The sequence below is a fragment of the Tessaracoccus sp. genome, assembly GCF_016714275.1.
Lineage (GTDB): Bacteria > Actinomycetota > Actinomycetes > Propionibacteriales > Propionibacteriaceae > Arachnia.
Genome location: NZ_JADJNP010000004.1, coordinates 650,154 through 672,376 on the forward strand (window position 1 = coordinate 650,154; position 22,223 = coordinate 672,376).

22 protein-coding genes and 1 pseudogene are annotated in these 22,223 nt (G+C 69.3%); 12 read left to right on the plus strand and 11 right to left on the minus strand.

Annotation, left to right across the window (positions count from 1 at the left end; translation table 11 throughout):
• Entirely contained in the window at positions 1–564 is a 564-nt protein-coding gene (locus IPJ61_RS17305) for an RpiB/LacA/LacB family sugar-phosphate isomerase (protein ID WP_297110532.1), read from the plus strand.
• Between the two features lie 75 nt (positions 565–639).
• Here the strand turns inward: IPJ61_RS17305 and IPJ61_RS17310 are convergent, their stop codons facing one another.
• The 5 genes and pseudogenes from IPJ61_RS17310 to IPJ61_RS17325 all read right to left on the minus strand — a co-directional run bounded on the left by IPJ61_RS17310 (position 640) and on the right by IPJ61_RS17325 (position 3,543).
• Positions 640–1,425 (minus strand): RIO1 family regulatory kinase/ATPase domain-containing protein, encoded by a 786-nt coding sequence (locus IPJ61_RS17310; protein WP_297110535.1) that lies wholly within the window; start codon positions 1,423–1,425, stop codon positions 640–642.
• On the minus strand, positions 1,422–1,583 hold the full coding sequence (locus IPJ61_RS17315) for a hypothetical protein (RefSeq protein WP_297110538.1): 162 nt from the start codon (positions 1,581–1,583) through the stop codon (positions 1,422–1,424). The genes IPJ61_RS17310 and IPJ61_RS17315 overlap by 4 nt, the downstream gene beginning before the upstream one ends.
• Before the next feature lie 150 nt (positions 1,584–1,733).
• A pseudogene (locus IPJ61_RS22345) lies at positions 1,734–1,862 on the minus strand (hypothetical protein); the annotation flags it as partial.
• A 185-nt stretch (positions 1,863–2,047) separates the two neighbouring features.
• The gene (locus tag IPJ61_RS17320) at positions 2,048–2,692 is read right to left on the minus strand and encodes a DNA-3-methyladenine glycosylase (RefSeq protein WP_297110541.1); all 645 of its coding nucleotides are present in this window, start codon (positions 2,690–2,692) and stop codon (positions 2,048–2,050) included.
• Positions 2,692–3,543, minus strand: a complete 852-nt coding sequence (locus IPJ61_RS17325) for an aminotransferase class IV (protein ID WP_297110545.1) — start codon at positions 3,541–3,543, stop codon at positions 2,692–2,694. Before IPJ61_RS17325 ends, IPJ61_RS17320 begins: the two co-directional genes overlap by 1 nt.
• 54 nt (positions 3,544–3,597) lie before the next feature.
• Here IPJ61_RS17325 and IPJ61_RS17330 point away from each other — a divergent pair, with 54 nt between their 5' ends.
• From IPJ61_RS17330 to purQ, 3 genes are all read left to right on the plus strand, one after another.
• Complete coding sequence (locus IPJ61_RS17330; protein WP_297110547.1) at positions 3,598–4,341, plus strand: glutamine amidotransferase; 744 nt, start codon at positions 3,598–3,600, stop codon at positions 4,339–4,341.
• A 69-nt stretch (positions 4,342–4,410) separates the two neighbouring features.
• Entirely contained in the window at positions 4,411–4,650 is a 240-nt protein-coding gene (gene purS, locus IPJ61_RS17335; RefSeq protein WP_297110550.1) for a phosphoribosylformylglycinamidine synthase subunit PurS, read from the plus strand.
• Entirely contained in the window at positions 4,650–5,324 is a 675-nt protein-coding gene (gene purQ / locus IPJ61_RS17340; RefSeq protein ID WP_297110553.1) for a phosphoribosylformylglycinamidine synthase subunit PurQ, read from the plus strand. The genes purS and purQ overlap by 1 nt, the downstream gene beginning before the upstream one ends.
• Before the next feature lie 113 nt (positions 5,325–5,437).
• On the opposite strand, the gene IPJ61_RS17345 is transcribed toward purQ, so the two are convergent.
• Positions 5,438–6,310 (minus strand): hypothetical protein, encoded by an 873-nt coding sequence (locus tag IPJ61_RS17345; protein ID WP_297110556.1) that lies wholly within the window; start codon positions 6,308–6,310, stop codon positions 5,438–5,440.
• Between the two features lie 265 nt (positions 6,311–6,575).
• On the opposite strand from IPJ61_RS17345, the gene purL reads away from it, so the two are divergent.
• Entirely contained in the window at positions 6,576–8,828 is a 2,253-nt protein-coding gene (purL, locus tag IPJ61_RS17350; protein WP_297110558.1) for a phosphoribosylformylglycinamidine synthase subunit PurL, read from the plus strand.
• 1 nt (position 8,829) lies between these two features.
• Here the strand turns inward: purL and IPJ61_RS17355 are convergent, their stop codons facing one another.
• On the minus strand, positions 8,830–9,384 hold the full coding sequence (locus IPJ61_RS17355; protein ID WP_297110561.1) for a helix-turn-helix domain-containing protein: 555 nt from the start codon (positions 9,382–9,384) through the stop codon (positions 8,830–8,832).
• A gap of 114 nt (positions 9,385–9,498) precedes the next feature.
• Between IPJ61_RS17355 and IPJ61_RS17360 the strand changes: the two genes are divergently transcribed.
• The gene (locus tag IPJ61_RS17360; RefSeq protein ID WP_297110564.1) at positions 9,499–10,830 is read left to right on the plus strand and encodes a dipeptidase; all 1,332 of its coding nucleotides are present in this window, start codon (positions 9,499–9,501) and stop codon (positions 10,828–10,830) included.
• A gap of 177 nt (positions 10,831–11,007) precedes the next feature.
• On the opposite strand, the gene IPJ61_RS17365 is transcribed toward IPJ61_RS17360, so the two are convergent.
• Positions 11,008–11,262: an HPr family phosphocarrier protein gene (locus IPJ61_RS17365; protein WP_297110567.1), complete on the minus strand. Its 255-nt coding sequence runs from the start codon at positions 11,260–11,262 to the stop codon at positions 11,008–11,010.
• A 107-nt stretch (positions 11,263–11,369) separates the two neighbouring features.
• Complete coding sequence (locus tag IPJ61_RS17370; RefSeq protein WP_297110570.1) at positions 11,370–11,999, minus strand: helix-turn-helix transcriptional regulator; 630 nt, start codon at positions 11,997–11,999, stop codon at positions 11,370–11,372.
• Between the two features lie 128 nt (positions 12,000–12,127).
• On the opposite strand from IPJ61_RS17370, the gene moaA reads away from it, so the two are divergent.
• Genes moaA through mobA form a run of 3 tightly spaced genes read left to right on the plus strand, consistent with a single transcriptional unit; the run spans position 12,128 to position 13,991 of the window.
• Entirely contained in the window at positions 12,128–13,147 is a 1,020-nt protein-coding gene (gene moaA, locus IPJ61_RS17375; protein WP_297110573.1) for a GTP 3',8-cyclase MoaA, read from the plus strand.
• 22 nt (positions 13,148–13,169) lie between these two features.
• Positions 13,170–13,406, plus strand: coding sequence for a MoaD/ThiS family protein (locus IPJ61_RS17380; protein WP_297110576.1), 237 nt, complete (start codon positions 13,170–13,172; stop codon positions 13,404–13,406).
• 6 nt (positions 13,407–13,412) lie between these two features.
• Positions 13,413–13,991, plus strand: coding sequence for a molybdenum cofactor guanylyltransferase (gene mobA / locus IPJ61_RS17385; protein WP_297110579.1), 579 nt, complete (start codon positions 13,413–13,415; stop codon positions 13,989–13,991).
• A gap of 13 nt (positions 13,992–14,004) precedes the next feature.
• Here the strand turns inward: mobA and IPJ61_RS17390 are convergent, their stop codons facing one another.
• Both IPJ61_RS17390 and IPJ61_RS17395 read right to left on the minus strand, forming a co-directional pair.
• Positions 14,005–15,021, minus strand: coding sequence for a Gfo/Idh/MocA family protein (locus IPJ61_RS17390; RefSeq protein ID WP_297110581.1), 1,017 nt, complete (start codon positions 15,019–15,021; stop codon positions 14,005–14,007).
• Positions 15,018–16,214, minus strand: coding sequence for a Gfo/Idh/MocA family protein (locus IPJ61_RS17395; protein WP_366505875.1), 1,197 nt, complete (start codon positions 16,212–16,214; stop codon positions 15,018–15,020). The genes IPJ61_RS17390 and IPJ61_RS17395 overlap by 4 nt, the downstream gene beginning before the upstream one ends.
• 31 nt (positions 16,215–16,245) lie before the next feature.
• Between IPJ61_RS17395 and IPJ61_RS17400 the strand changes: the two genes are divergently transcribed.
• The 3 genes from IPJ61_RS17400 to narJ are packed head-to-tail and all read left to right on the plus strand — an operon-like array spanning position 16,246 to position 22,222.
• Entirely contained in the window at positions 16,246–19,965 is a 3,720-nt protein-coding gene (locus IPJ61_RS17400) for a nitrate reductase subunit alpha (protein WP_297111018.1), read from the plus strand.
• Complete coding sequence (gene narH / locus IPJ61_RS17405) at positions 19,965–21,554, plus strand: nitrate reductase subunit beta (RefSeq protein ID WP_297110584.1); 1,590 nt, start codon at positions 19,965–19,967, stop codon at positions 21,552–21,554. Before IPJ61_RS17400 ends, narH begins: the two co-directional genes overlap by 1 nt.
• Positions 21,554–22,222, plus strand: a complete 669-nt coding sequence (gene narJ / locus IPJ61_RS17410) for a nitrate reductase molybdenum cofactor assembly chaperone (protein WP_297110589.1) — start codon at positions 21,554–21,556, stop codon at positions 22,220–22,222. The genes narH and narJ overlap by 1 nt, the downstream gene beginning before the upstream one ends.
• Position 22,223 lies beyond the last annotated feature (1 nt).

A 22,223-nucleotide genomic window follows, 5' to 3' on the forward strand; every position in this document is an offset into this window, starting at 1 on the left:
ATGAAGACCACAGCAGACAAGCAGGTCGTCGTCGGGGCGGACTTCGCGGGCTTCCCGCTCAAGGAGTACGTCAAGGCGCACCTGGAGAAGAACGGGTGGACCGTCACGGACCTCACCCCGGTGAAGGACGACCTCCCCATGTACCACCGGGTGGGCTTCCTCGTCGGGTCGCAGATCGCCGAGGGCGAGTTCGAGAAGGCGCTGGCCTTCTGCGGAACCGGCATGGGCATCCACGTGGCGGCGAGCAAGTGCCCGCACGTCCACGCGGCTGTCGCCGAGTCCGTGCGCTCGGCCAAGCGGGCGGCGGCGGCCAACGGCTGCAACCTGCTCGCCATGGGCGGGTTCTGGACCGCGCCGCGCCTCGGCATGGCCATGGCGGACGCGTTCCTGAACAGCAGCCTCGGCGACGGCTACGAGGATTGGGACGGCTTCTACGAGTACCACAAGATCGGCCTCGACGAGTGCGAGGAGTTCGACTACGAGGCGTACAAGGCCAACGGCTTCCAGGTCCCCAACCCGCGCGAGGCGGAGTTGGGCCCGGAGCCCGAGCGCTTGGCCTTCTAGCCACCGTCACACGGCCCGGCCCTGCGCACTGCAGGCCGGGCCGTGCTGCGTTGCGGATTGCCCAAAGGCGGCGGATTACCTGAAGGCGTGGGTCATGCAGTCGCCGAACCAGTCGTCGGCATCGAGCGCGACCCCGCGCCGGGCGAACCACGCGGTGAAGTTGTCGAGATCCCGCTGGAGGAGGCTCATTCCGGTCGTCGACGTCGCGTCGATCGCCTGTGGGACGTCGATCACGCTGATGGTGCCCGGCTCGGGGACGAGGACGTTGAAGGGGGAGAAGTCGCCATGGACGATGCCCGCGGCGCTCATACGCACCGCGGCCTCGCGCACGGCCTCGGCGATGGCAGGAAGGTCGTCGCCACGGTGATCAGAGAGGCGGGGTGCGGGCGAGCCGTCCGGCGTGGCGACGTACTCCATCCAGATATCCGCGCCGTTCTGGCCGACCGGGTACGGCACCGGCACGCCCGCCTCCCAGAGCGTGACAAGCGTGCGGAACTCGCGGGTCGGCCAGGTCTGGCTGAGCACGAACTTGCCGTAGAGGGACTTGTTCTCCAGCGCGCGGAGGTCGCGGCTGGAAAGGCGCCCGAGGTCCATGTCGGTGGTGGCGCGCCGCGGTTGGAGATGTTCGGGGCGGTAAGTCTTGCGCACGAGGAGGCACGCGTCGTCGGTGGCCCAGGTCGTGCGCTCGACGAGGAAGGCCTCCGCCTCCTTGCCGGACTTGATGATCCCGAGCTCGCGGTCCACCGCGTCCTGGGTGACGAGCCAGTGGGGAATCGGCTCGGGGCCGCGGGACGACGGGCCGAGCTCGTGCCAGAGGGCCCAGGTGAGGCCCGGCGGAAGGGTGAGGGGGAGGTCGTTCACATGTCTCCAGAGGTCACGGGTTCCGCGGAAAGCGCGGCGAGGTCTCCCTCCGCCTGCTGAGCGAAGAGATCGGCGAACCGGCCGCGTCGCCGCAGCAGTTCGGTATAGGTGCCGGACTCGACGACGCGGCCGTCGTCGAACACGTAGATGCGGTCCATCTGGCGCAGGGTCCAAGCGCGGTGGGTGACGACGAGCGTGATCCGGTCCGCGCGGTTGGCATACAGCTCGGCGAAGATCTCCTGCTCGGCCTCGGCGTCGATCGCGGAGGTGGGCTCGTCCAGGATCCAGATGCCGGCGCCGCGGAGGTGGATCCGGCTGAGCGCGAGCCGCTGCCACTGACCGCCGGAGATGCCGCGGCCGCCCCATTGCTCGCCGGGCGATGTCCGCGCCGGCCACTGGGCGTCCAGCCCAGCGCGCCGGCGATGGCGGCGAACCAGCCGGGCGTGGTGCGCGCGGCGTAGCGGACGGAGTAGGCGGCGCCGGCTGCGGCGCGGCGGAGGACGGACGTGTCTACAGGTGTGATCGGGGGTGCTCCTTGAGAGGACGGCGGAAGACGGTGCCCGGGCGCGGCGGTGGGCGAGAGGCGAAAGGGGCCGCGCTCAGGCGGCAGGAAACATGAGTATCACGATGAGGTGCGCGGAAGGAAATTGGGCTTCGACACGGTCTTGTCGCCTGCGACCCAGAAACGCAGCGGGAAGTCCTTGGCCTTGCCGACGCCGATGCGGGGGCCGACGGCGATCGTCGGCTCGGCCCCCTGCCGTGTCTCGAGGAGGAGCCCGGCGGTCCCGTCGAGCGGGGCGCCGACGTCGGCAATGGTGATCGCCATCGCGACGGTGAGGCGGGCCGGGCCGGAGGCCAGGTCGAGGTCGGCGCGGGTCACGCCCAAGGCCCCGCGGCGGGCGCGGGCCGTCGCCGCGCCGTCGATCACCTCGCCCGCCCTGAGCAACACCCCCGTCGGCATCGCATCGATGCCGACGACGACGTTCATGCAGGTGTGCAACCCCATGTGCCGGTAGACGTAGGCGTGCAGCGGTGGGCCGAACATGGCCGCGTTGCGCGCGGACGGGCCGCGGTAGGCGTGCGAGGCGGGATCGAACCCACCGCCGTAGGCCTCGACCTCGGTGATCCGGAGCGTGACGGCCTCGCCCTCCCGGACGGTGGTCAACGTGCCGTTCAGGAGGCCGCGGGCGCGTTCGGCGACGCGATCGAGCAGCGTGCGACCCTCCGGAGGGAGCCCGGCCCATGAGATGTCCGGCGGAACCAGCATCAGCGCCCCGGCACGTCGAGCACGCGGCTCAGCTTCGCTTCGAGCGGTGACGTCGGCAGCTCCCGGCCGTCCACGTGCGTGACGCGCGCGAGGATGCGGCCGCTGGAGAGGAGCCAGGCGCCTCGGCACCGGTCGAGGTCGCCGACGCGGAGTTCCTGGACCCGCACCTCAAGCCCAGCGGAGGGTGCGCCCGTCACGAGTTCTTCGACGGTGATCGAACGAAGGATGCCGTCTAGCGGAGGTGTGGCGAGGACGCCGTCGAGGTCGAGCACCACGCTGGACGTCGGCCCTTCGAGCAGCTTGCCCGAAGGTGCGCGGAAGATCACGTCGTCGGCGCCGTTGGTGACGGCGTACCGCTTCGCCGCCATATTGATGCCATAGGACAGCGACTTCGCGCCGGGCAGCAGCCACGGCAGGTCGGCGATCTCGCCGCCCTCGAACCCGCGATCGAGCAGGAGGACGCGCACGCCGTCGGTCCGCTGCCTGCGCGACGCGGCGTCGAGCGGCGCTGCCATCACCCAACCGTTCGGCTCGTCGATCGTGCCCTCCGGTCCGCGGGTGAGGATCATTCGGAGCACGGCCTCCGGGTGCTCGGCCCAGTCCCAGGCGGTCAGCACGGCGTCGACGGCTCGGCGGTAGCCGGCCTCGTCGGGCGCGGGGAGGTCCAGCATGCGCGCGGACTGAGCGAGCCGCTCCAGGTGGGCGTCGAGATCGCGCGCTCGGCCGCGTAGCGCGAGCAGCGCGTCGAACACGCCATCGCCGCGCACCACGCCCTGGTCGTCGGCGCGCACGATGGGTCGCGCGGGGTCGACGAGCGTGCCGTCGAGGAGGGCCACGAGGAGTACTGCCATGCCGACACCCTACGCGTTGGTAGGCTCTCGCTACCGCTCAGCAAAGGAGAAGACATGGCAAAGGTGCTACTCGCAGGGGAATCGTGGGTCAGCGCGGTCATCGACCACAAGGGCTACGACGCGTTCGCGCACACGCAGGTGCACATCGGGTGCGCGGCCCTGTTGACGGCGCTCGCGGCGGAGGGGCACGAGGTGACGCACCTGCGCTCGCACGATGTCGCCGAGTTCTTCCCGCTGACCCTGGAGGAACTCGACGCCTACGACGTCGTGCTCCTCTCCGACGTCGGCGCTAACACCTTGCTTTTGCCCCCGGTCGTGTTCGAGGAGGGCAGGCGCGCGCCGAACCGGCTGAAGCTCCTCCGCGAGTGGGTGAACAGCGGTGGCGGTCTCATGATGGCCGGCGGTTATCTCAGCTTCCAGGGCTTCGAAGCAAAGGCGAACTACTTCGAAACGCCCATCGAGGAGATCCTGCCCGTCACGCTCCTCCCGTACGACGACCGCGTGGAGGCTCCGGAGGGAGCCGAGGGTACTTTGACTGACGTCGAACATCCCGTTACCGCAGGGCTCGACCGGGAGTGGCCAGCCATCCTCGGTTACCAGAAGCTGACGGCGCGCGACGACGCGCTGGTGCTCGCAGAGGTCGAGGGGCGCCCCCTCCTTGTGGTGCGCGAGGTCGGCGAGGGACGGACGCTCGCCTACGCCTCCGACATCTCCCCGCACTGGGCGCCGCAGGAGTTCATGGACTGGGCGGGCTACGGCAAGCTGTTCGGCCAAGCCGTGGAGTGGCTCGCCGGCTAGCCCTCACCGGGTGCCCAGGAGCGGGACACTAGGTTAGCGATTGGGCGGTTGGCCGTTAGAGTTGGGCGCATGTCACGCGTCGTCGTCAACGTCATGCCCAAGCCCGAGATCCTCGACCCGCAAGGCAAGGCCGTCACCGGTGCCCTGCAGCGGCTCGGCTTCCAGGGCCTTTCGGTTCGTCAGGGGAAGCGCTTCGAGATCGAGGTCGACGGCGAGGTGACCGACGAGGTGCTCGCCCAGATCGAGCGCGCCGCGGACACGCTTTTCGCCAACACCGTCATCGAGTCCTTCGACGTGGTGACCGACTGATGCCCCGCATCGGCGTCGTCACCTTTCCCGGCTCGCTCGACGATCACGACGCCCTACGCGCCGTGCGGCTCTCGGGGGCCGAGGCCGTTCCGTTGTGGCACGGTTCCGACTCCATCGACGGGGTCGACGCCGTCATCCTGCCTGGGGGGTTCTCCTACGGTGACTACCTGCGCTGCGGCGCCATCGCCCGGTTCAGCCCCGTGATGTCGACGGTGATCGACGCCGCGAACAAGGGCATGCCGGTGCTCGGCATCTGCAACGGCTTCCAGCTGCTGTGCGAGGCCCACCTGCTTGAGGGCGCGATGATCCGCAACGCGGGTCAGCAGTTCATCTGCCGCGACGAGCGCCTGCGGGTCGAGACCATCGACACGACCTGGACCTGCGCCTTCACGAAGGGCGACGAGATCACCATCGTGCTGAAGAACGGCGAGGGCAACTACCAGGCCTCCCCGGAGACGCTGCGCAAGCTCGAGGGCAACGACCAGGTCGTCTTCCGCTACCTGGACAACCCGAACGGCTCGGCCAACGACATCGCGGGCATCACGAACGACCGCGGCAACGTCGTCGGCCTGATGCCGCATCCGGAGCACAACATCGAGTCGCTGACCGGCCCGTCGCTGGACGGCGCGAAGTTCTTCGAGTCGGTGCTGCAGTTCCTGAGCATCCGCGTCTGACCGCGGGGCGCCGTGTCGGGCGTCATGGAGAAATGACGCACGGTTGGGCTCTGTGTGCTCTACAGAGCACAGCAAGCCGATCCCTGCGCCAAAACTCCATGCCGACCCTGCCGCTACGCCGATGCGCCCCCGCGATGCCGCGCCCATACCACGTCGCGCACGAATGCGATCGTCTCCTCTGGGTGGTTGCTGATCTGGGTCGGGAGAAGCACGTACTGGCGCCATCCGTCGGCGGACAGTAGGTTTCCGCGCCAGGAGTCGCGCATCATCGCCTCGCGCCCGCTGTGGAACGCGAAGCTGTTGATCTCGAAGGCAATGCGAGACTCGGGAATGGCGATGTCGAGGCTGAAGCGGTGGCCTCCAGCTACGACCTCGTAGTTGCCCACCCATCCTCGGATGCCCGCCGCCCGGAAGAGACGGTGCGCGTCTACCTCAGCCACGGACCAGGGGTTCTCGCTCAGCTCGCGAAGCACGCGGACGAGCGGATCTCGAGGGGATAGACGAAGCCGCCGGGCTGCCTCTTGCAGCCGGTCCTGGCTCACGATGCCCTCCCGGAGCGCCGTCGTGGCTGTGGCGTAGTCGCCGGCGATCGCCGCCGTCAACGCTGTCACCGCTGGTGACGTGACATGCACCTCTCCTCGCCACATGGTGAGGTCCGGGGCCAGCCGATGACGCTGGAACCTCACGAGCCCGCGGTGGGCCAGTTTCGTGCGGGTGTAGACGAGGACGTTCTTCGGAATGGTGCCAGGGTCGAAAGTGAGATAGGCAGCAGCGGCCCCCGCGATCACGGCGTCGGGGTCCCAGAGGTGAACGGCTCGCATCCACGCCACCGGGTCGGCTGCCAGATCGGCGTCCAGGAGGACGCCGGGGAGCGCGCGAATCAGTCGTCCAGACGTGAGGTGCTGGGTCCATGCAGAGCGGAGCGATGGGTGGTTGCGCACACGCACGACCCCAGCGCTCAGGGCAAGGGCGTCTTCAACTCGCATGGCGACGATTGGAGTGTCGCGCGGCGGCTGGCGCCATAGTTCGCGGCCGATGGACAACACATTCGTGTGTTCGGACAACACCCTGTGACGCTCGCGCTGCCGTTGGTCGGCATCGCTCTGTGTCGGGCATGGAGAAATGACGCACGGATGGGCTCTGTGTGCTCTACAGAGCACAGGAAGCCCAACCGTGCGTCAAAACTCCAGATAGTGGTGACGGCTCCGGTCGAGTTCAGTCCCAGGGCGCCGTCACCGGTAGATTGACCCCGTGGCAGACACCGTTGAGAACGCGATCCAGACCCCTGAACTCGAGCAGCCCTACGCCGCCCTCGGCGTGAAGGACGACGAGTACGCCCGGATCCGGGAGATCCTCGGGCGCCGGCCCACGTCCGCGGAGCTGGCGATGTACTCGGTGATGTGGTCCGAGCACTGCTCCTACAAGTCCTCCAAGGTGCACCTGAAGAAGTTCGGTGCGCTCAGCCAGGAGACGCCGCGCGGGCCGCTGCTCGCGGGGATCGGCGAGAACGCCGGCGTCGTCGACATCGGCCAGGGCTACGCCGTCACCTTCAAGGCGGAGTCGCACAACCACCCGTCGTACGTCGAGCCCTACCAGGGCGCGGCCACCGGCGTCGGCGGCATCGTCCGCGACATCCTCGCGATGGGCGCGCGGCCGATCGGCGTCATGGACTCGCTGCGCTTCGGCCCGCTCGGCGAGCCGGACACCAAGCGTGTCCTCCCTGGTGTCGTCCACGGCGTCGGCGGCTACGGCAACTGCCTCGGTCTGCCGAACATCGGCGGCGAGGTCCAGTTCGACCGGACCTATCTCGGAAACCCGCTCGTCAACGCGCTCTGCGTCGGAGTGCTGCGGCACGAGGACCTGCACCTCGCGCACGCCTCCGGCGTCGGCAACCAGGTGATCTTGTTCGGTGCGGCCACGGGCGGCGACGGCATCGGCGGCGCCTCCATCCTCGCGTCCGAGACGTTCGACGAGACCGGCCCCGCGAAGCGGCCCAGCGTCCAGGTGGGCGACCCGTTCATGGAGAAGCTGCTCATCGAGTGCACGCTCGAGCTGTTTCAGGCCGGCATCATCAACGGCATCCAGGACTTCGGCGCCGCGGGCATCTCCTGTGCCACCTCCGAGCTGGCTTCGGCCGGCGACGGCGGCATGTTCGTCAACCTCGACCTCGTCCCGCTCCGCGACCCCAACCTCGCGCCCGAGGAGATTCTCATGAGCGAGTCCCAGGAGCGCATGATGGCGGTGGTCGAGCCGGCCAACGTCGAGCGCTTCATGGAGATCTGCGCCAAGTGGGATGTGCTCGCCACCGTGGTGGGCGAGGTCATCGAGGGCGATCGCCTCGTCATCCAGTGGCACGGCGAGACCATCGTCGACGTCGACCCCAAGACCGTCGCGCACGAGGGTCCCGTCTACGAGCGCCCCTACCGTCGCCCCGAGTGGCTCGACGGCGTGAACGCCGACCGTGCCGAACTCCTTCCCCGCGACAACACACCCGAGGGCTTGCGTGCCGCGCTGTTCGCCGTGCTCAGCCACCCCAACGTGGCCGACAAGACCTGGGTCACGCAGCAGTACGACCGCTACGTCCGCGGCAACACCGTCCTCGCGCAGCCAGAGGACTCCGGCATGCTCCGCATCGACGAGGAGACGGGTCTCGGCATCGCGCTGTCGCTCGACGCGAACTCCCGCTTCTCGTACCTCAACCCCTACCTGGGCGCACAGCTGTCGCTGGCCGAGGCCTACCGCAATGTCGCCGTCACCGGCGCCGAGCCGGTCGCCATCACCGACTGCCTGAACTTCGGCTCGCCCGAGGACCCGGAGGTCATGTGGCAGTTCGCCGAGGCCATCATCGGCCTGGTCGACGGGTGCCGCGAGCTCGGCGTGCCCGTCACCGGCGGTAACGTCAGCCTGTACAACCAGACGGCGACCACCCCCATCCTGCCCACGCCCACCATCGGCGTCCTCGGCGTGATCGACGATGTCGCCACGCGCATCCGCGCCGGCTTCACGCGGCCCGGAGAGGCCATCCTCCTGCTGGGGGAGACCCGAGAGGAGCTCTCCGGCTCGATCTGGGAGGCGGCCGTTCACGACGGTCACCTCGGCGGCATGCCGCCGGCGGTCGTGCTGAACGCGGAGGCTGCGCTGGCCGGTGTCATGGGCGAGGCCGCGCGCCGTGGCCTCGTGACGTCGGCGCACGATGTCAGCGAGGGCGGCCTGGCCGCGACGCTCGCGGAGTCGGCCTTCCGCGCCGGGTTCGGTTTCCGGGCCATGCTGCCGGGCGGCGACGCGACGATCGCGCTGTTCTCGGAGTCTGCGGCCCGCGCCGTCGTGTCGCTGCCCGAGGGGGCTGTCGCCGAGTTCCTGATGCTCTGCGAGCACCGCGGCGTTCCGGTCACGCGGCTGGGAGAGGTCACCGCGGAACCCGTGCTCGACTTCGGCGTCCTCAGCGTTGGCCTCGACGAGGCCCGCGACGCCTGGCTCGCCCCGATCCCTGCGGCGCTCGGCTGAGTTAGGCGCTCAGCGCCAACTCGACGGCGGGCTCACCGCCCGGGCACCAGTCCGCCGGCGCGAGCACCGTCACCGCGACATCGCGCAGCAGCGCTTTCGAGGCCGTCGCGCTCACGCGCGCCGCCGTCCGCTCGGGCACGTCGCCGATGAGTACGACGTCGATCTGCTGTGGGAACTCGCCGCGTTTCCCGGTCCGGCGGGCCGCCCACGGCCCCACCAAATAGGCCCGCTCGATGCCGCGTACGGAGCGCAGCAGGCGCGGCAGCAGCGTGAAAGGGCCGTAGGTCAGGGTGAGCAACTCGGTGAGCGCCGGGGCCAACGGATGTTCGAGGTTGGCGCGGACGAGGCGGGCGCGGCCGACCCTACGGTCAACGACGAGCCCCGCGATCGCCAGGCGCTCCACCTCGGTGTGGATCGTGGTCAGCCCCGCGTCGAGTTGACGCGCGAGATCGGTGAGCGAGTTCTCTTCGCCCGGCGCGAGGTAGAGCGTGCTGAGAAGATCCCCTTGCAGATCCGAGCGAAGCAAGGGCGACAGCGTTGGCGGCGGTTGCTTCATACAAGGAGGCTATAACTTCCGTTTTTCTGAACTTACCCGGTGTGGGATAAGGGTGTCCGCGGGACCTCAGAGGGCAGCCGATGCCGCGGGCGCGGGCGTGAGTATGGTGGCCTCATGACCCTTCGCGACGCCGTCTCGGCCGCCCTGCCGGCGGTCCTCACCGATCTTCACCACCTCATCAGCATCCCGTCCGTCTCCTCCCAGCCCGAGCACCACGACGACGTGCTCGCCGCGGCCGACATCGTCGCGGAGCTGCTGCGCGGCGCCGGCTGCCCGCGGGTCGAGCTGCTGGACGTCCCGGGAGGCAAGCCCGCGGTCTACGGTCACTACCCGGCTCCCGCGGGAGCGCCGACGGTACTGCTCTACGCCCACTATGACGTCCAGCCGATGGGCGACCCCGCCGCGTGGGCCTCCCCGGCGTTCTCGCCCAGCGAGCGGAACGGTCGCCTCTACGGCCGCGGTTCGGCCGACGACAAGGGCGGCATCGCGGTCCACCTCGGCGCGCTCCGAGCGCACGGCGGCACCCCTCCGGTGGGCGTCAAGGTCTTCGTCGAGGGCGAGGAGGAGATCGGCTCGCCCAGCATGCCCGCGCTGTTCGCGCGCTACGGCGAACTGCTGGACGCGGACGTCTTCGTCATCGCCGACGCGGTCAACTGGCAGGCAGGCGTGCCCGCGCTCACCACGACGCTGCGCGGACTGGTCGACGCCGTCGTCACCGTCTCGACGCTCGAGAGTGGAGTGCACTCCGGGCAGTTTGGCGGCGTCGTTCCCGACGCCCTCACAGCGCTCTGCCGCCTGCTCGCCACGCTGCACGACGACCGCGGCAACGTCGCGATCGAGGGCCTCGCCACCGCGCCCGATCCCGCCGTCGAGTACGACCTCGACCGGCTCCGCGAGGAGTCCGGCCTCCTCGACGGCGTCGAGTGGATCGGCGACGGCATGGCGTCCGCGCGGATGTGGACGCGCCCGGCGGCCTCCGTCCTCGCCATCGACGCCACCCCGGTGCGCGACGCCTCCAACACCTTGGTTCCGACGGCGCGGGCGAAGGTCAGCGTGCGCATCGCCCCTGGCGATGACCCGCACACCGCGACGGAGGCGCTCGTCCGCCATCTGCGCGCCCATGCCCCGTGGGGCGCGCGTGTCGACGTCGAGCCTGGTCAGGGCGGCGCCGGCAGCGCTTTCCCGGTCGAGGGTCCACGCGCGGAGGCGGTCCTCTCCGCAATCCGCGAGGCCTTCGGCGTCGATCCCGTCCAGATCGGCGTCGGCGGCTCCATCCCGATCGCGGCGGAGTTCGCCGACCGCAACCCCGGTGCGCTCGTCCTGTTGACCGCCGTCGTCGATCCGACATCGCGGATGCATGGTATCGACGAGTCCGTCGACCTGGACGACCTCGCGAGCGCGACCCTCGCCGAGGCCCTCCTGCTCCAGAACCTAGGGAAGCACTGATCAATCGGGCACCGACTGCGGCGCACCAGATCGGGCGATCTGAACTCTCACTATCTTCGGCGTTATGTCCAATAGCACCCTCGGATCTTGAGAGCCCAGTTCATCCCGCCTCGCGCGTCCTTACTCGGCACCCCATTGATCCGTACTTCCCTAGCTACTGCGGGCTGAGCTGGCTCATCAGTCGTCGAGGTTCTGTTCGATCAGGGAGGCGAGACGCTCAACGGCGTCCGCGTTCTGGGACTCGACGGTCACCTCGGCGAGGTGCTCCGCGCCGAGCGACATGATCAACAGCGTCGACGCCGCCGAGACGGAGTTTCCGCCGAAGGACAGGAAAATGGGATCCTCGTACTCGATCGCCGCCGCGGCGATGACCGCCGCGGGGCGTGCATGCAGGCCGACGGTTGAACCCACGATGGCGGTCTTGCTCGACATATCTGGCTCCTTTGACAGTGCCGGCATCCCCGCCGACGGACGACCGTCCAAGGATAGCGAGTGTCGCGGGAGGGCGTCCGTCGGGGTCTGGCGAGGGTGCGGCTCGTTCACCTCGCCGTGACGGTCACGGTGCAGATCTCCGACCCGATCTCCAGTTCGCCGGCCTTGAGTTCGGCGCCGCTGGCCTTCAGATAACCGTCGAGGAAGCCCTGATGGATGGCGCACACCAGCGGCATCCGGTTCCCGCCCACGGCGCCGCGGAACGGGCAACGTCGGAAGGTGAGGGTCTCACCGTCGTGTTCGGTGCCGAAGCCGCGCTCGGCGAGGTGCCGGGCGAGCTCTTCGATGAGTTCGCAGGCCGACAGGCCTACCTCGGCGACACTGGCGCCCCACTCGCAGCCCGCCTCGCGGGTGGCGGCCTTCGCGTCGGGGGAGGATGCCGCCACGTGAGTGAGGAGCACGTCGGCGAGCTCCAGGAGGTGCATGCTGCTGAGCGTCGGCGACGCCTGGGTGGCGGCGTAGAGCAGTGGGGGACGGCCTTGGGCGCCGGACGGAACGATGGCGCGCTCGGCATAGCCCGCGGCGACGAGGGCGTCGAGGTGGAAGCGCGCGGAATTGCGGTGCAGGCCGAGTTCGTCGGCGATGTCACTGACGGACCTGGGGGCCGTCGCACCCTGCAGGAGTGACAAGACTCGGGCGCGTGTGGGTCCCAGGCCGTGGGGCTGGGTTGTCTTCACAGTCGCCATTGTGGCATTAGGACAAACTCGCCGAACGCGCGCCCCCGGCTAGCGTCCGTCGCGAAGCGCCGCGTCGTGAGGCCTCGTCCCGGTGCGGCCCGCCGAAGGACTCAGGGTAGGGTAAGACCGTGTTCCTCGGAGAATTGGCAGACCGGCACGGTCGAGTGGCGCGAGACCTGCGTGTCTCGCTGACCGACCGCTGCAATCTGCGCTGCAGCTACTGCATGCCCGCCGAAGGACTCGACTGGCTGCCGACCGAGCAGACCCTCACCGACGACGAGGTGCTGCGCCTGCTGGGTGTCGCCGTGGAGCGGTTGGGCGTTGCCCGGATCAGGTTCACGGGTGGTGAGCCACTGCTGCGCCGCGGGCTGGAGCGCATCGTCGCGGGTGCCGCCGCTTTGAGAGGGGAGCGCGGCCGCCCGGAGTTGGCGCTCACGACCAACGGCCTCGGCCTCGACCGCCGTGCCCTCGGGCTCAAGGCCGCGGGGCTGAACCGCGTGAACATCTCGCTCGACTCGCTGGACCGCCGGCGCTATGCCGAGCTCGCTCGTCGAGATCGGCTCGACGACGTGCTCGCGGGCATCGCCGCCGCCGACGCCGCGGGCCTCCGCCCCGTCAAGATCAACGCCGTCGTCATGCGCGGCGTAAACGAGACCGATGTCGTGCCCCTCGCCCGGTTCTGTCTCTCCCGCGGCTACCAGCTGCGGTTCATCGAGCAGATGCCGCTCGGGCCGTCCGGCGAGTGGAGCCGCGACGGCATGGTCACCGCGGAGGAGATCCTCGGTGCCCTGGGCGAGGCGTTCGCTCTCTCCGCCGCCGTCAAGCCAAGGGGAGCTGCACCCGCCGAGTTGTGGCGGGTCGCCCCCGGCGACGATCACCCCGGTGGCGAGTTGGGCGTGATCGCCTCGGTCACGCATCCGTTCTGCGGTGCGTGCGACCGGACCCGGCTCACCTCCGACGGCCAGATCCGCAGCTGTCTCTTCTCCCAGGAGGAGTCCGACCTCCGCGCCATCCTGCGCGGCGGTGGCTCCGACGACGACCTGGCCGCCGCCTGGGCGGCCGCCCAGTGGGGCAAACCGCGCGCCCACGGGATCGACGACGCGGGCTTCGTCCAGCCGGCCCGCACCATGAGCGCCATCGGCGGATGACCGGGGCAGGAAGGGGACCCACATGGAGGTCAGGTTCTTCGCGGGAGCGGCGGAGGCCGCGGGCGCCGAGTCGCTCAGCGTGTCCGGCGCCAGCACCGTCGCCGCGCTCGTCGACCAGCTCGGCGCGGGCAACGAGCGCCTCGCCGCCGTCCTGAACGTCAGCTCGCTGCTTGCCGACGGCGCGCGCGTGTCGGGTCGTGAAGCCAGCCTCGACGGCGTCGCCCGGGTCGACGTCTTGCCTCCGTTCGCCGGCGGATAGACCGCTGTGCGCGGCGCCATCGTGCTGGGCGGCGGGCGGTCGTCGCGCATGGGCACCGACAAGCTCGCCCTCCTTCTCGACGGTCGGCCGCTGCTGGCTCGTGTCGTCGATGCGGCGCTGACTTGGGCGGATGCCGTCGTCGTCGCAGGAGATCAGCCTGAGGGCTGGTCAAGCGGCGACGGGGTGACCTTCCGCCGTGAGGACCCGCCCTTCGGCGGGCCCGTTGCGGGCATCGCCGCCGCGTTCGCGGAGCTGACCGCCGCCGACGAGGTGCTGATCCTCGCCGGCGACCTCGCCAGTCCGGGCGCCGCCGTCGCGCTGCTCGCCGCGGCGGAAGTGGGGTCCGACGGCGTCGTGCTCGAGGATGACGACGGCTGGCCGCAGTACCTGGCCGGCCGCTACCGGGCTGCGGCGCTGGCCACGTTGGTCGACGCTCTGGCTGCCGACCCTGTTGGCGCGGTGCACCGGTTCATGCGCCCCCTCGATGTCGCCCGCGTCCGTGCTCCCGAGGCGACGACGCGCGACGTCGACACGCCCGAGGCTGCGAGGGCCGCCGGCGCGAAGCTCCCGCAGCTCGGAGTCTGAGCCGCGGCAGCGCTCAGAGCTGCACGACCTCGCCGGTCGCCGCGCTCTGCTGAGCCGCGGCCACGATGCGCAGCGTCCGCAGGCCCACGTCGCCGTCGGGCTGCGGGCCGGCCCCCGAGCGCACCCCTTCGATGAAGGCGTCGAGCATGCGCCGGTCGAGGTCCCGCCCGTAGCCGATCCACACCCCTCCCGGGACCGCCTCGCTGAAGCCGCCGACGTGCTGCGCGAAGGGGTCGATCGAGGCGCCGGCCTCCGTACCCACGACCTCAAGGGTCAGCCCGCCCCAGACCTCGGCGTGGTCAGGTTGGCTCCACGAGCAGTCGATGGTTGCGCGCAGCCCGCTCGGGTACGACACGCTGACCAGGCCGCCGGTCTCGGCGCGCACCTGTGGCTTGTCGGCGTGCAGGATCGCGTTGGCGACGGCGCGCACCGAGGAGGCCTGTTCGCCGCCGAGCAGCGCGTCGAGGAGGTCGGCGACGTGTACGACGTGGTCCATCAGGGCGCCGCCACCGGACAGCTCCGGGTCGGTGAACCAGGCCCGGGAGCCGACGGGGATCTGGCCGTTGTTCGTGCCGGTCGCCAGCAGCGGGCGGCCGAGGCCGCCTCCGTCGATGAGGGTGCGCAGCGCCGCGAACTGGGGCGAGAAGCGCACCGGGTACGCCGTCATCAGGAAGACGTCGGCCGCGCGGCACGCAGCGACCATCTCCTCTCCGTCGGCGACCGTCGTGGCCAGGGGCTTCTCGCACAGCACATGCGCGCCCTCGGCCGCGGCGCGGAGCACGAGGTCGTGGTGACGGGCGTTCTCCGAACAGATCACCACCGCGTGGGGGCGCCACGCGAACAGCTCGTCGTAGGTTTCGACGGAGGACACGCCCAACGCGTCGGCGAACGCGCGCCCGCGCACCTCTCCGGGCGGGGCGGTGGCGCCGTCGGGGTCGGCGCACAGCAGCTCCACGCCGGGCGTGTCGCGCAGCAGGGCTGCGTAGCCCGCGGCGTGGACGTGAGCGAAGGACAGCAGGCCGATCCTCATCGCACGGCCTCCTCACCGAAGGCGACGCCGCGGCCGAGTTCGATGGACGCCTGCACCGCCGCGGCGAGGCGCACGGCGATCGCGCCGTCCTCGCCGGTGACTCGCGGCGTCGGCCCTCCCGCGAAGGCGCTCGCGAACTCCCGTAACTCGGTCAGATAGGGGGATTCGACGAAGCTCAGGTCCGGCAGCATCGCGCCCTCTGCGGCTGATGCGCCCCCGTCGAGGCGGAACGACTTCTCGTCGCGGGTGTCGTGCCGGAGCACGCCGCCGTCGCCGGCGACGTTGAACGAGGTCCAGAAGGTGGTCCCCGGGGGACCCCAGACGGCGCGGACGTAGCTGATCGCGCCGCCCTCGTGGGTCAGCACGGCCTCCGCGACCGATACCTCAACTCCCGACGAGGAGCGGTCGCGGGCGGCGGTTGCGTAGACCTCGGTGACCTCGCCCATCGTCCACCGCGCGATGTCCAGGTCGTGGATCATCAGGTCGAACACCACGCCGCCCGACTGCGCGTCGTCGGCGAACCAGGCGGCCCATTGCGGGAAGCTCCCCGTGCGGGTGAACCGGGCGACGGCGGGTGTGCCGATCACGCTGTCGGCCACTGCCCTGTGCATCGCGGCGTACTCGGGGAAGAAGCGCACGACGTGGCCGGGGTAGACCTGGCGGCCGAGCCCCGCGGCGAGGTCGACGATGGCCTTGGCGTCGTCGGGGGTTCGGCCCAGCGGTTTCTCGCACACGACGTCCTTGCCCGCGCGCAGCGCGCGCTCGGCCAGCTCGCGGTGCGTGGGGGTGGGCGTGACGATGTCGACGACGTCGCACGCGGCGAGCAGGTCGTCGAGGCTGTCGACGACGGTGCCGCCGCACTCGGCGACGAGGGCTTCCTGCCCCGCGACGGAGTGGACGGTGACGTCGGCTCCCAGCGCGAGCCAGGCGGGCAGGTGCGCCCTTGCGATCCCGCCGGCGCCGATGAGACCTACTCGGAATGACATGTTTCTCCTTGGGGCGAGGGGTTCGGGACCCTTCCTACCGTAGACGCCGTGTCGGCATAAGGATGACACAAAACCACATTTTCGCGTAGCCGAAGTTGCGAAAATAATCCGGGGAGCGCTCCGTATACGCGGAATGTATCTCTGTAATGGCCCGTAATCGCGGATCTCAGAAAAATAACTCCGACGGGTTGTCGTAGAAGCGCCGATTTTCGTGTTTGTACGAAGGTTCTATGCAAAGCTGTCCAGCATGGACCAGACTGCTCGACTCGACGGCCCGGCATCGGACGCGCTCCTGAAGCTTGGCCGCTTCTTCACCGATTGGGATGAGACCGCGGACGGCCGAGCTGTCTTCCGCAAGGGCGGCCGTGCGGGCGACGTGTTCTACCGCGACCGCTGGAGCCACGACAAGGTCGTCCGCTCCACGCACGGCGTGAACTGCACGGGTTCGTGCTCCTGGAAGGTGTACGTCAAGGACGGCATCATCACGTGGGAGTCGCAGCAGACGGACTATCCGTCGACGGGTCCCGACCGCCCGGAGTATGAGCCCCGCGGTTGTCCCCGCGGCGCGGCCTTCTCGTGGTACACCTACTCGCCGACCCGGGTGCGCTACCCCTACGGTCGAGGCGTCCTGATCGAGATGTACCGCGAGGCGAAGAAACGCCTGGGAGATCCGGTGGAGGCTTTCCGCGAGATCTCGACCGACCCGGCCAAACGCCGTCGCTACCAGCAGGCGCGTGGCAAGGGCGGCCTTGTCCGGATCAGCTGGGACGAGGCGCTCGAGATCGCGGCGGCGTCCTACATCAACACCATCAAGAACTACGGCCCGGACCGCTGCGTCTCGTTCTCGCCGATCCCGGCGATGAGCATGGTGAGCCACGCCGTCGGCACGCGCTTCACGCACCTCATCGGCGGCGCGATGACCAGCTTCTACGACTGGTACGCGGACCTCCCCGTTGCTAGCCCGCAGGTCTTCGGCGACCAGACGGACGTCCCCGAGTCCGGCGACTGGTGGGACGCCTCCTACCTGATGATGTGGGGATCCAACGTCCCGGTCACGCGTACTCCGGACGCCCACTGGATGGCCGAGGTCCGCTACCGCGGCACCAAGGTGGTCACCGTCAGCCCGGACTATGCCGACAACGTGAAGTTCGCCGACGAATGGCTGCCCGCGCAGGCAGGCACCGACGCGGCGCTCGCGATGGCCATGGGCCACGTGATCCTCAAGGAGAACTTCGTCGACAAGCAGGTCGAGTACTTCGACGGCTATGTCAAGCAGTACACCGACCTCGGGATGCTGATCACGCTCGTCGAGCACCCGGACGGCCATGGCCTTACCGCGGGCAAGTTCATCACTGCGGCCGACCTGCCCGAGTACGAGGACCTCAGCGACGCCGCGTTCAAGACCGTGATGTGGGACAAGGCGACGGGCACCACTGCCGTCCCGAACGGCTCCATGGGCTTCCGGTACTCCGACGACGGCGCGGGCCAGTGGAACCTGGACCTCGGCGACATCCAGCCGACGCTGACGTTCATCGACGACGACGCCGCAGAGGGCGTCGAGGTCGCACTGCCGTGCTTCGAGGACCCCCGCGGCGAAGGCTCGATCATCCGCCGCGGCGTTCCCGCCCGGCGCTTGGGCGACAAGCTCGTCACCACCGTCTTCGACCTGATGCTCGCGCAGTACGGCGTCGGCCGCGAAGGCCTTCCCGGCACCTGGGCCAAGGACTACGACGACGTCGACTCGCCCTACACCCCCGCGTGGCAGGCCGAGATCACCTCCGTGCCCGCAGAGGCCTGCATCCGCACCGCGCGCCAGTTCGCGAGCAACTCCGAGGAGTCGAAGGGCCGCACGATGATCATCATCGGCGCGGGCATCTGCCACTGGTTCCACGCCGACGTCACCTACCGCGCCATCATCGCGCTGCTGATGATGACCGGTTGCATCGGCAAGAACGGTGGTGGCTGGGCCCACTACGTCGGCCAGGAGAAGTGCCGCCCGATGACGGGCTGGTTCAACATGGCCAACGCCATGGACTGGCAGCGCCCGCCGCGCACCATGATCGGCACCGCGTACTGGTACATGCACACCGACCAGTGGCGCACGGATGGCTTCTCGTCGAACCGGGTGAAGTCGCCGCTGTCGCGGGGCGTGCTCGACAACATGCACACCGCCGACGCCCTTGCGCAGTCGAACCGGCTGGGCTGGATGCCGTTCTACCCGCAATTCGACGCCAACCCGCTCGACCTGGCCGACGAGGCGAAGGCCGCCGTGGAGCGCGGCGAGGCCGAGTCCGTGCAGGCCTACGTGGCGGCGAAGGTGAAGAGCGGCGAGCTGAAGAGCTCGATGGAGGACATCGACGCGCCGCAGAACTGGCCGCGCACCATGATCCTCTGGCGCTCGAACCTGTTCGGGTCGTCGGCGAAGGGCAACGAGTACTTCCTCAAGCACCTGCTGGGCACGCACAACAACCTGATGCCCAACAACCACGGCGCCGACGAGCGCCCGGTGGACGTGGCCTGGCACGACGAGGCGCCCGAGGGCAAGCTCGACCTGCTGATGACCGCCGACTTCCGCATGACGAGCTCGACGCTGCTGTCCGACATCGTCTTCCCGGCGGCCACCTGGTACGAGAAGCACGACCTCAGCAGCACCGACATGCACCCGTACGTGCACTCGTTCTCCCCGGCGATCGACCCGCCGTGGGAGGCGAAGACGGATTACGAGCTGTTCACCGAGCTGGCGCACAAGCTGTCCCAGATGGCGAAGGGCCGGCTGGAGAAGCGCTCCGATCTGGTCGCGGTCGCGCTGCAGCACGACACGCCGGGCCAGATCAAGCAGCCCGGCGGCGTGGTGCGCGACTGGAAGCGCTCCGACATCCCCGCGGTCCCCGGCGAGAACATGCCGGTGCTCGCTGTCGTCGAGCGCGACTACACGGCGATCGCGGACAAGCTCGCCACCGTCGGGCCTCTCGCGGAGAAGCTCGGCTTCACGGTCAAGAACATCACTTACAAGGTGGGTCACCAGGTCGAGCAGCTCGGCAAGCTACACGGCGTCTTCCCGAGTGGCGCGGCGGCGGGCCGGCCGGCGATCAACACCGACCAGCGCCTCGCCGAGGCCATCCTGATCTTCTCGGGCACCACCAACGGCGAGCTCGCGACGCAGGGCTTCCACGATCTGGAGAGGAAGACCGGACGCAAGCTGGCGGACTTCTCCGAGGGGTCGGAGGAGAAGCTGATCACCTTCGCGCAAACCCAGCAGGCGCCGCAGGCTGTGATCACGTCGCCGGAGTGGTCGGGGTCGGAGACCGGCGGACGGCGCTACGCGGCCTTCACGATCAACACCGAGCGGCTGAAGCCCTGGCACACGCTGTCGGGCCGGATGCACTTCTTCCTCGACCACGACTGGATGATCGACGCGGGCGAGCAACTGCCGACGTTCCGGCCGCCTCTCGACATGGCGAAGGCCTACGGCGAGCCCGAGTTGGGACCTGCGGGGGAGAAGGCGATCACGCTGCGCTACCTCACGGTGCATAACAAGTGGTCCATCCACTCCGAGTACCAGGACAACCTGTTCATGCTGTCGCTCGGACGCGGCGGGCCCCAGGCCTGGCTCAGCGTGGCCGACGCCGCCTCGATCGGCGTGAAGGACAACGACTGGATCGAGCTGACCAACGCCAACGGCGTGTTCGTCGCCCGCGCCGTCGTCTCCTCCAAGCTGCCCGACGGCATCTGTTACGTGCAGCACGCCCAGGAGCGCACCATCGACGTGCCGAAGTCGGAGGCCACCGGAAGGCGCGGTGGCATCCACAACTCGGTGACCCGCATCCTGCTCAAACCCACCCACCTGATCGGCGGCTACGCGCACCAGGCGTACGCCTTCAACTACATCGGCCCAACGGGCGTGCAGCGGGACATCGTCTCGACGGTGCGCCGTCGCTCCCAGGAGGTGCAGTACTGATGGCGAAGCAGCGTCGCGTCATGGCCCAGGTGGCCATGGTGATGAACCTGGACAAGTGCATCGGGTGTCACACGTGCTCGGTGACGTGCAAGCAGGCGTGGACCAACCGCGCGGGCACCGAGTACGTCTGGTTCAACAACGTCGAGACCCGGCCCGGCCAGGGCTACCCCCGGGGCTACGAGGACCAGGACAAGTGGCAGGGCGGCTGGGTCCGCACCAAGAACGGACGGCTCAAGCTGCGTTCGGGCGGCCGGTTCAAGAAGCTCCTCTCGATCTTCGCGTCCCCGGTGCAGCCGGGCATGGACGACTACTACGAACCCTGGACATACGACTACGAGACCCTGATCACCGCGCCCCTCGGCGACGACTTTCCTGTCGCCCGGCCGAAGTCCCTTGTCACGGGCAAGGACATGGCGATCACCGCGTCGGCAAACTGGGACGACTCGCTGGGCGGCGTCGCGGCGACGGAGGAGGGGGACCCCATCCTCAAGACGCTGCGCGAGGAGTCCAACCAGCGGATCAAGCTGGAGTACGAGAAGAGCTTCGCGTTCTTCGTGCCCCGCATCTGCGAGCACTGCCTCAACCCGTCGTGCATGGCGTCGTGCCCCTCGGGCGCGATCTACAAGCGCTCCGAGGACGGCATCGTGCTCGTCGACCAGGACAAGTGCCGTGGCTGGCGCCAGTGCATCACCGGCTGCCCCTACAAGAAGATCTACTTCAACCACCGCACGGGCAAGGCGGAGAAGTGTCACTTCTGCTACCCGCGCCTCGAGGTGGGCATCCCGACGGTGTGCTCGGAGACCTGTGTGGGCCGGCTGCGCTACATCGGCGTCATCCTTTACGACCCCGACAAGGTCACCGAGGCCGCGCTGGCCGATGACAAGGACCTGTACGAGGCTCAGCTCGAACTGATGCTGGACCCCTACGACCCGCAGGTCATCGCCGACGCCAAGGCCAACGGCATTCCCGCCGACTGGCTGGAGGCCGCACAGAAGTCGCCCACCTATGCGCTGATCAAGCACTTCAGGGTCGCGTTGCCGCTGCATCCGGAGTACCGCACCATGCCGATGGTCTGGTACATCCCGCCGCTGTCGCCGGTGGTCGACCTGCTGAGCTCTCAGGGGCACGATGCGGAGGCCGGCGGCAACCTTTTCGGTGCCATCGACGCGCTGCGGATCCCGCTGGAGTATCTCGCCGAGCTGTTCACGGCGGGCGACGTCGAGCCGGTGCGGCTGGTGCTGCAGAAGCTGGCAGCGATGCGCTCCTATATGCGCGACGTCACGCTCGGCCGCGAGCGCGACGAGGAACTGGCCACCGCCGTCGGCATGACGGGCGGGGCGATGGAGCAGATGTACCGGCTGCTGGCGATCGCGAAGTACAACGAGCGTTACGTCATTCCCAAGGCGCACCATGAGCAGGCGCACAACCTTGAGGAGATGGCCTGCTCGGTTAACTTCGACGACGATCCGAGCCTTTCCTCGCCGCTGGGCGAGTCGTCCGGGCGCCTCGTCCCGGTGGCGATCGAGTCGTTCGCCGCCGTCAAGGCCAAGCGCGACGAGGAAGAGCGGGAGAAGGCGGGGAGGTCGTAATGGCGCTCAAGCTGCCCGCCCCGCCCCCGCGGCGCGACCGCGTTCTCTACGCCGCGGCCGCCGTCGTTCTGTCCTACCCGGACGAGGAGACACTGAGCAGGCTGCCGCTTGTGGAGGAGGCACTCGTCGAGGCCGACGCGCTTGCGTCGTTCGCTCCCGTGCTGGCGCACCTCAGGTCGATGGCCCCGATGGACGCGCAGGCCTGGCACGTGCAGGAGTTCGACCTGTCGCGCCGTCACGCGCTGCACCTCACCTATTGGACCGACGGCGACACCCGCCGCCGCGGCGAGGTGCTTGCCGCCATCAAGCAGACCTACCGCGACTCCGGCCTGCTGGTCGATCTCGACGGCGAACTGCCCGACTACTTGCCGATGGTGCTCGAGTTCGCCGCCAACGGCGCTCCCGCGCTCGGCGTCGCGCTGCTCAACACCTATCGGGCCTCGCTGGAGCTGCTGCGGCTCGGACTCGTGAAGGACAAGCTGCCGCACGCCGACGTCGTCGCGGCGGTCTGCGACACGCTCGGCGGGCCATCTCCCCAGACGAGGGCTGAGGTCCAGGAGCTGCTCGGCAACCGCCCCAGCGAGCTCGTCGGGCTCGAGCCGTTCATCAACACCACCCCGTTCCCCGTCGCCGGCCAGGAACTGGCCGGGGCAAGGCAAGGAGGCTGAC

Bases quoted from the DNA above. Each gene is read 5' to 3' on its own strand.
- purS (WP_297110550.1), top strand. From the start codon at position 4,411: ATGTCACGCGTCGTCGTCAACGTCATGCCCAAGCCCGAGATCCTCGAC.
- IPJ61_RS17325 (WP_297110545.1), bottom strand. From the start codon at position 3,543: ATGGCAGTACTCCTCGTGGCCCTCCTCGACGGCACGCTCGTCGACCCC.
- IPJ61_RS17355 (WP_297110561.1), bottom strand. From the start codon at position 9,384: ATGAAGCAACCGCCGCCAACGCTGTCGCCCTTGCTTCGCTCGGATCTG.
- IPJ61_RS17390 (WP_297110581.1), bottom strand. From the start codon at position 15,021: ATGAGGATCGGCCTGCTGTCCTTCGCTCACGTCCACGCCGCGGGCTAC.
- IPJ61_RS17315 (WP_297110538.1), bottom strand. From the start codon at position 1,583: ATGGACCGCATCTACGTGTTCGACGACGGCCGCGTCGTCGAGTCCGGC.
- narJ (WP_297110589.1), top strand. From the start codon at position 21,554: ATGGCGCTCAAGCTGCCCGCCCCGCCCCCGCGGCGCGACCGCGTTCTC.
- purQ (WP_297110553.1), top strand. From the start codon at position 4,650: ATGCCCCGCATCGGCGTCGTCACCTTTCCCGGCTCGCTCGACGATCAC.
- IPJ61_RS17305 (WP_297110532.1), top strand. From the start codon at position 1: ATGAAGACCACAGCAGACAAGCAGGTCGTCGTCGGGGCGGACTTCGCG.
- IPJ61_RS17330 (WP_297110547.1), top strand. From the start codon at position 3,598: ATGGCAAAGGTGCTACTCGCAGGGGAATCGTGGGTCAGCGCGGTCATC.
- narH (WP_297110584.1), top strand. From the start codon at position 19,965: ATGGCGAAGCAGCGTCGCGTCATGGCCCAGGTGGCCATGGTGATGAAC.
- IPJ61_RS17365 (WP_297110567.1), bottom strand. From the start codon at position 11,262: ATGTCGAGCAAGACCGCCATCGTGGGTTCAACCGTCGGCCTGCATGCA.
- IPJ61_RS17345 (WP_297110556.1), bottom strand. From the start codon at position 6,310: ATGCGAGTTGAAGACGCCCTTGCCCTGAGCGCTGGGGTCGTGCGTGTG.
- IPJ61_RS17360 (WP_297110564.1), top strand. From the start codon at position 9,499: ATGACCCTTCGCGACGCCGTCTCGGCCGCCCTGCCGGCGGTCCTCACC.
- IPJ61_RS17380 (WP_297110576.1), top strand. From the start codon at position 13,170: ATGGAGGTCAGGTTCTTCGCGGGAGCGGCGGAGGCCGCGGGCGCCGAG.
- IPJ61_RS17320 (WP_297110541.1), bottom strand. From the start codon at position 2,692: ATGCTGGTTCCGCCGGACATCTCATGGGCCGGGCTCCCTCCGGAGGGT.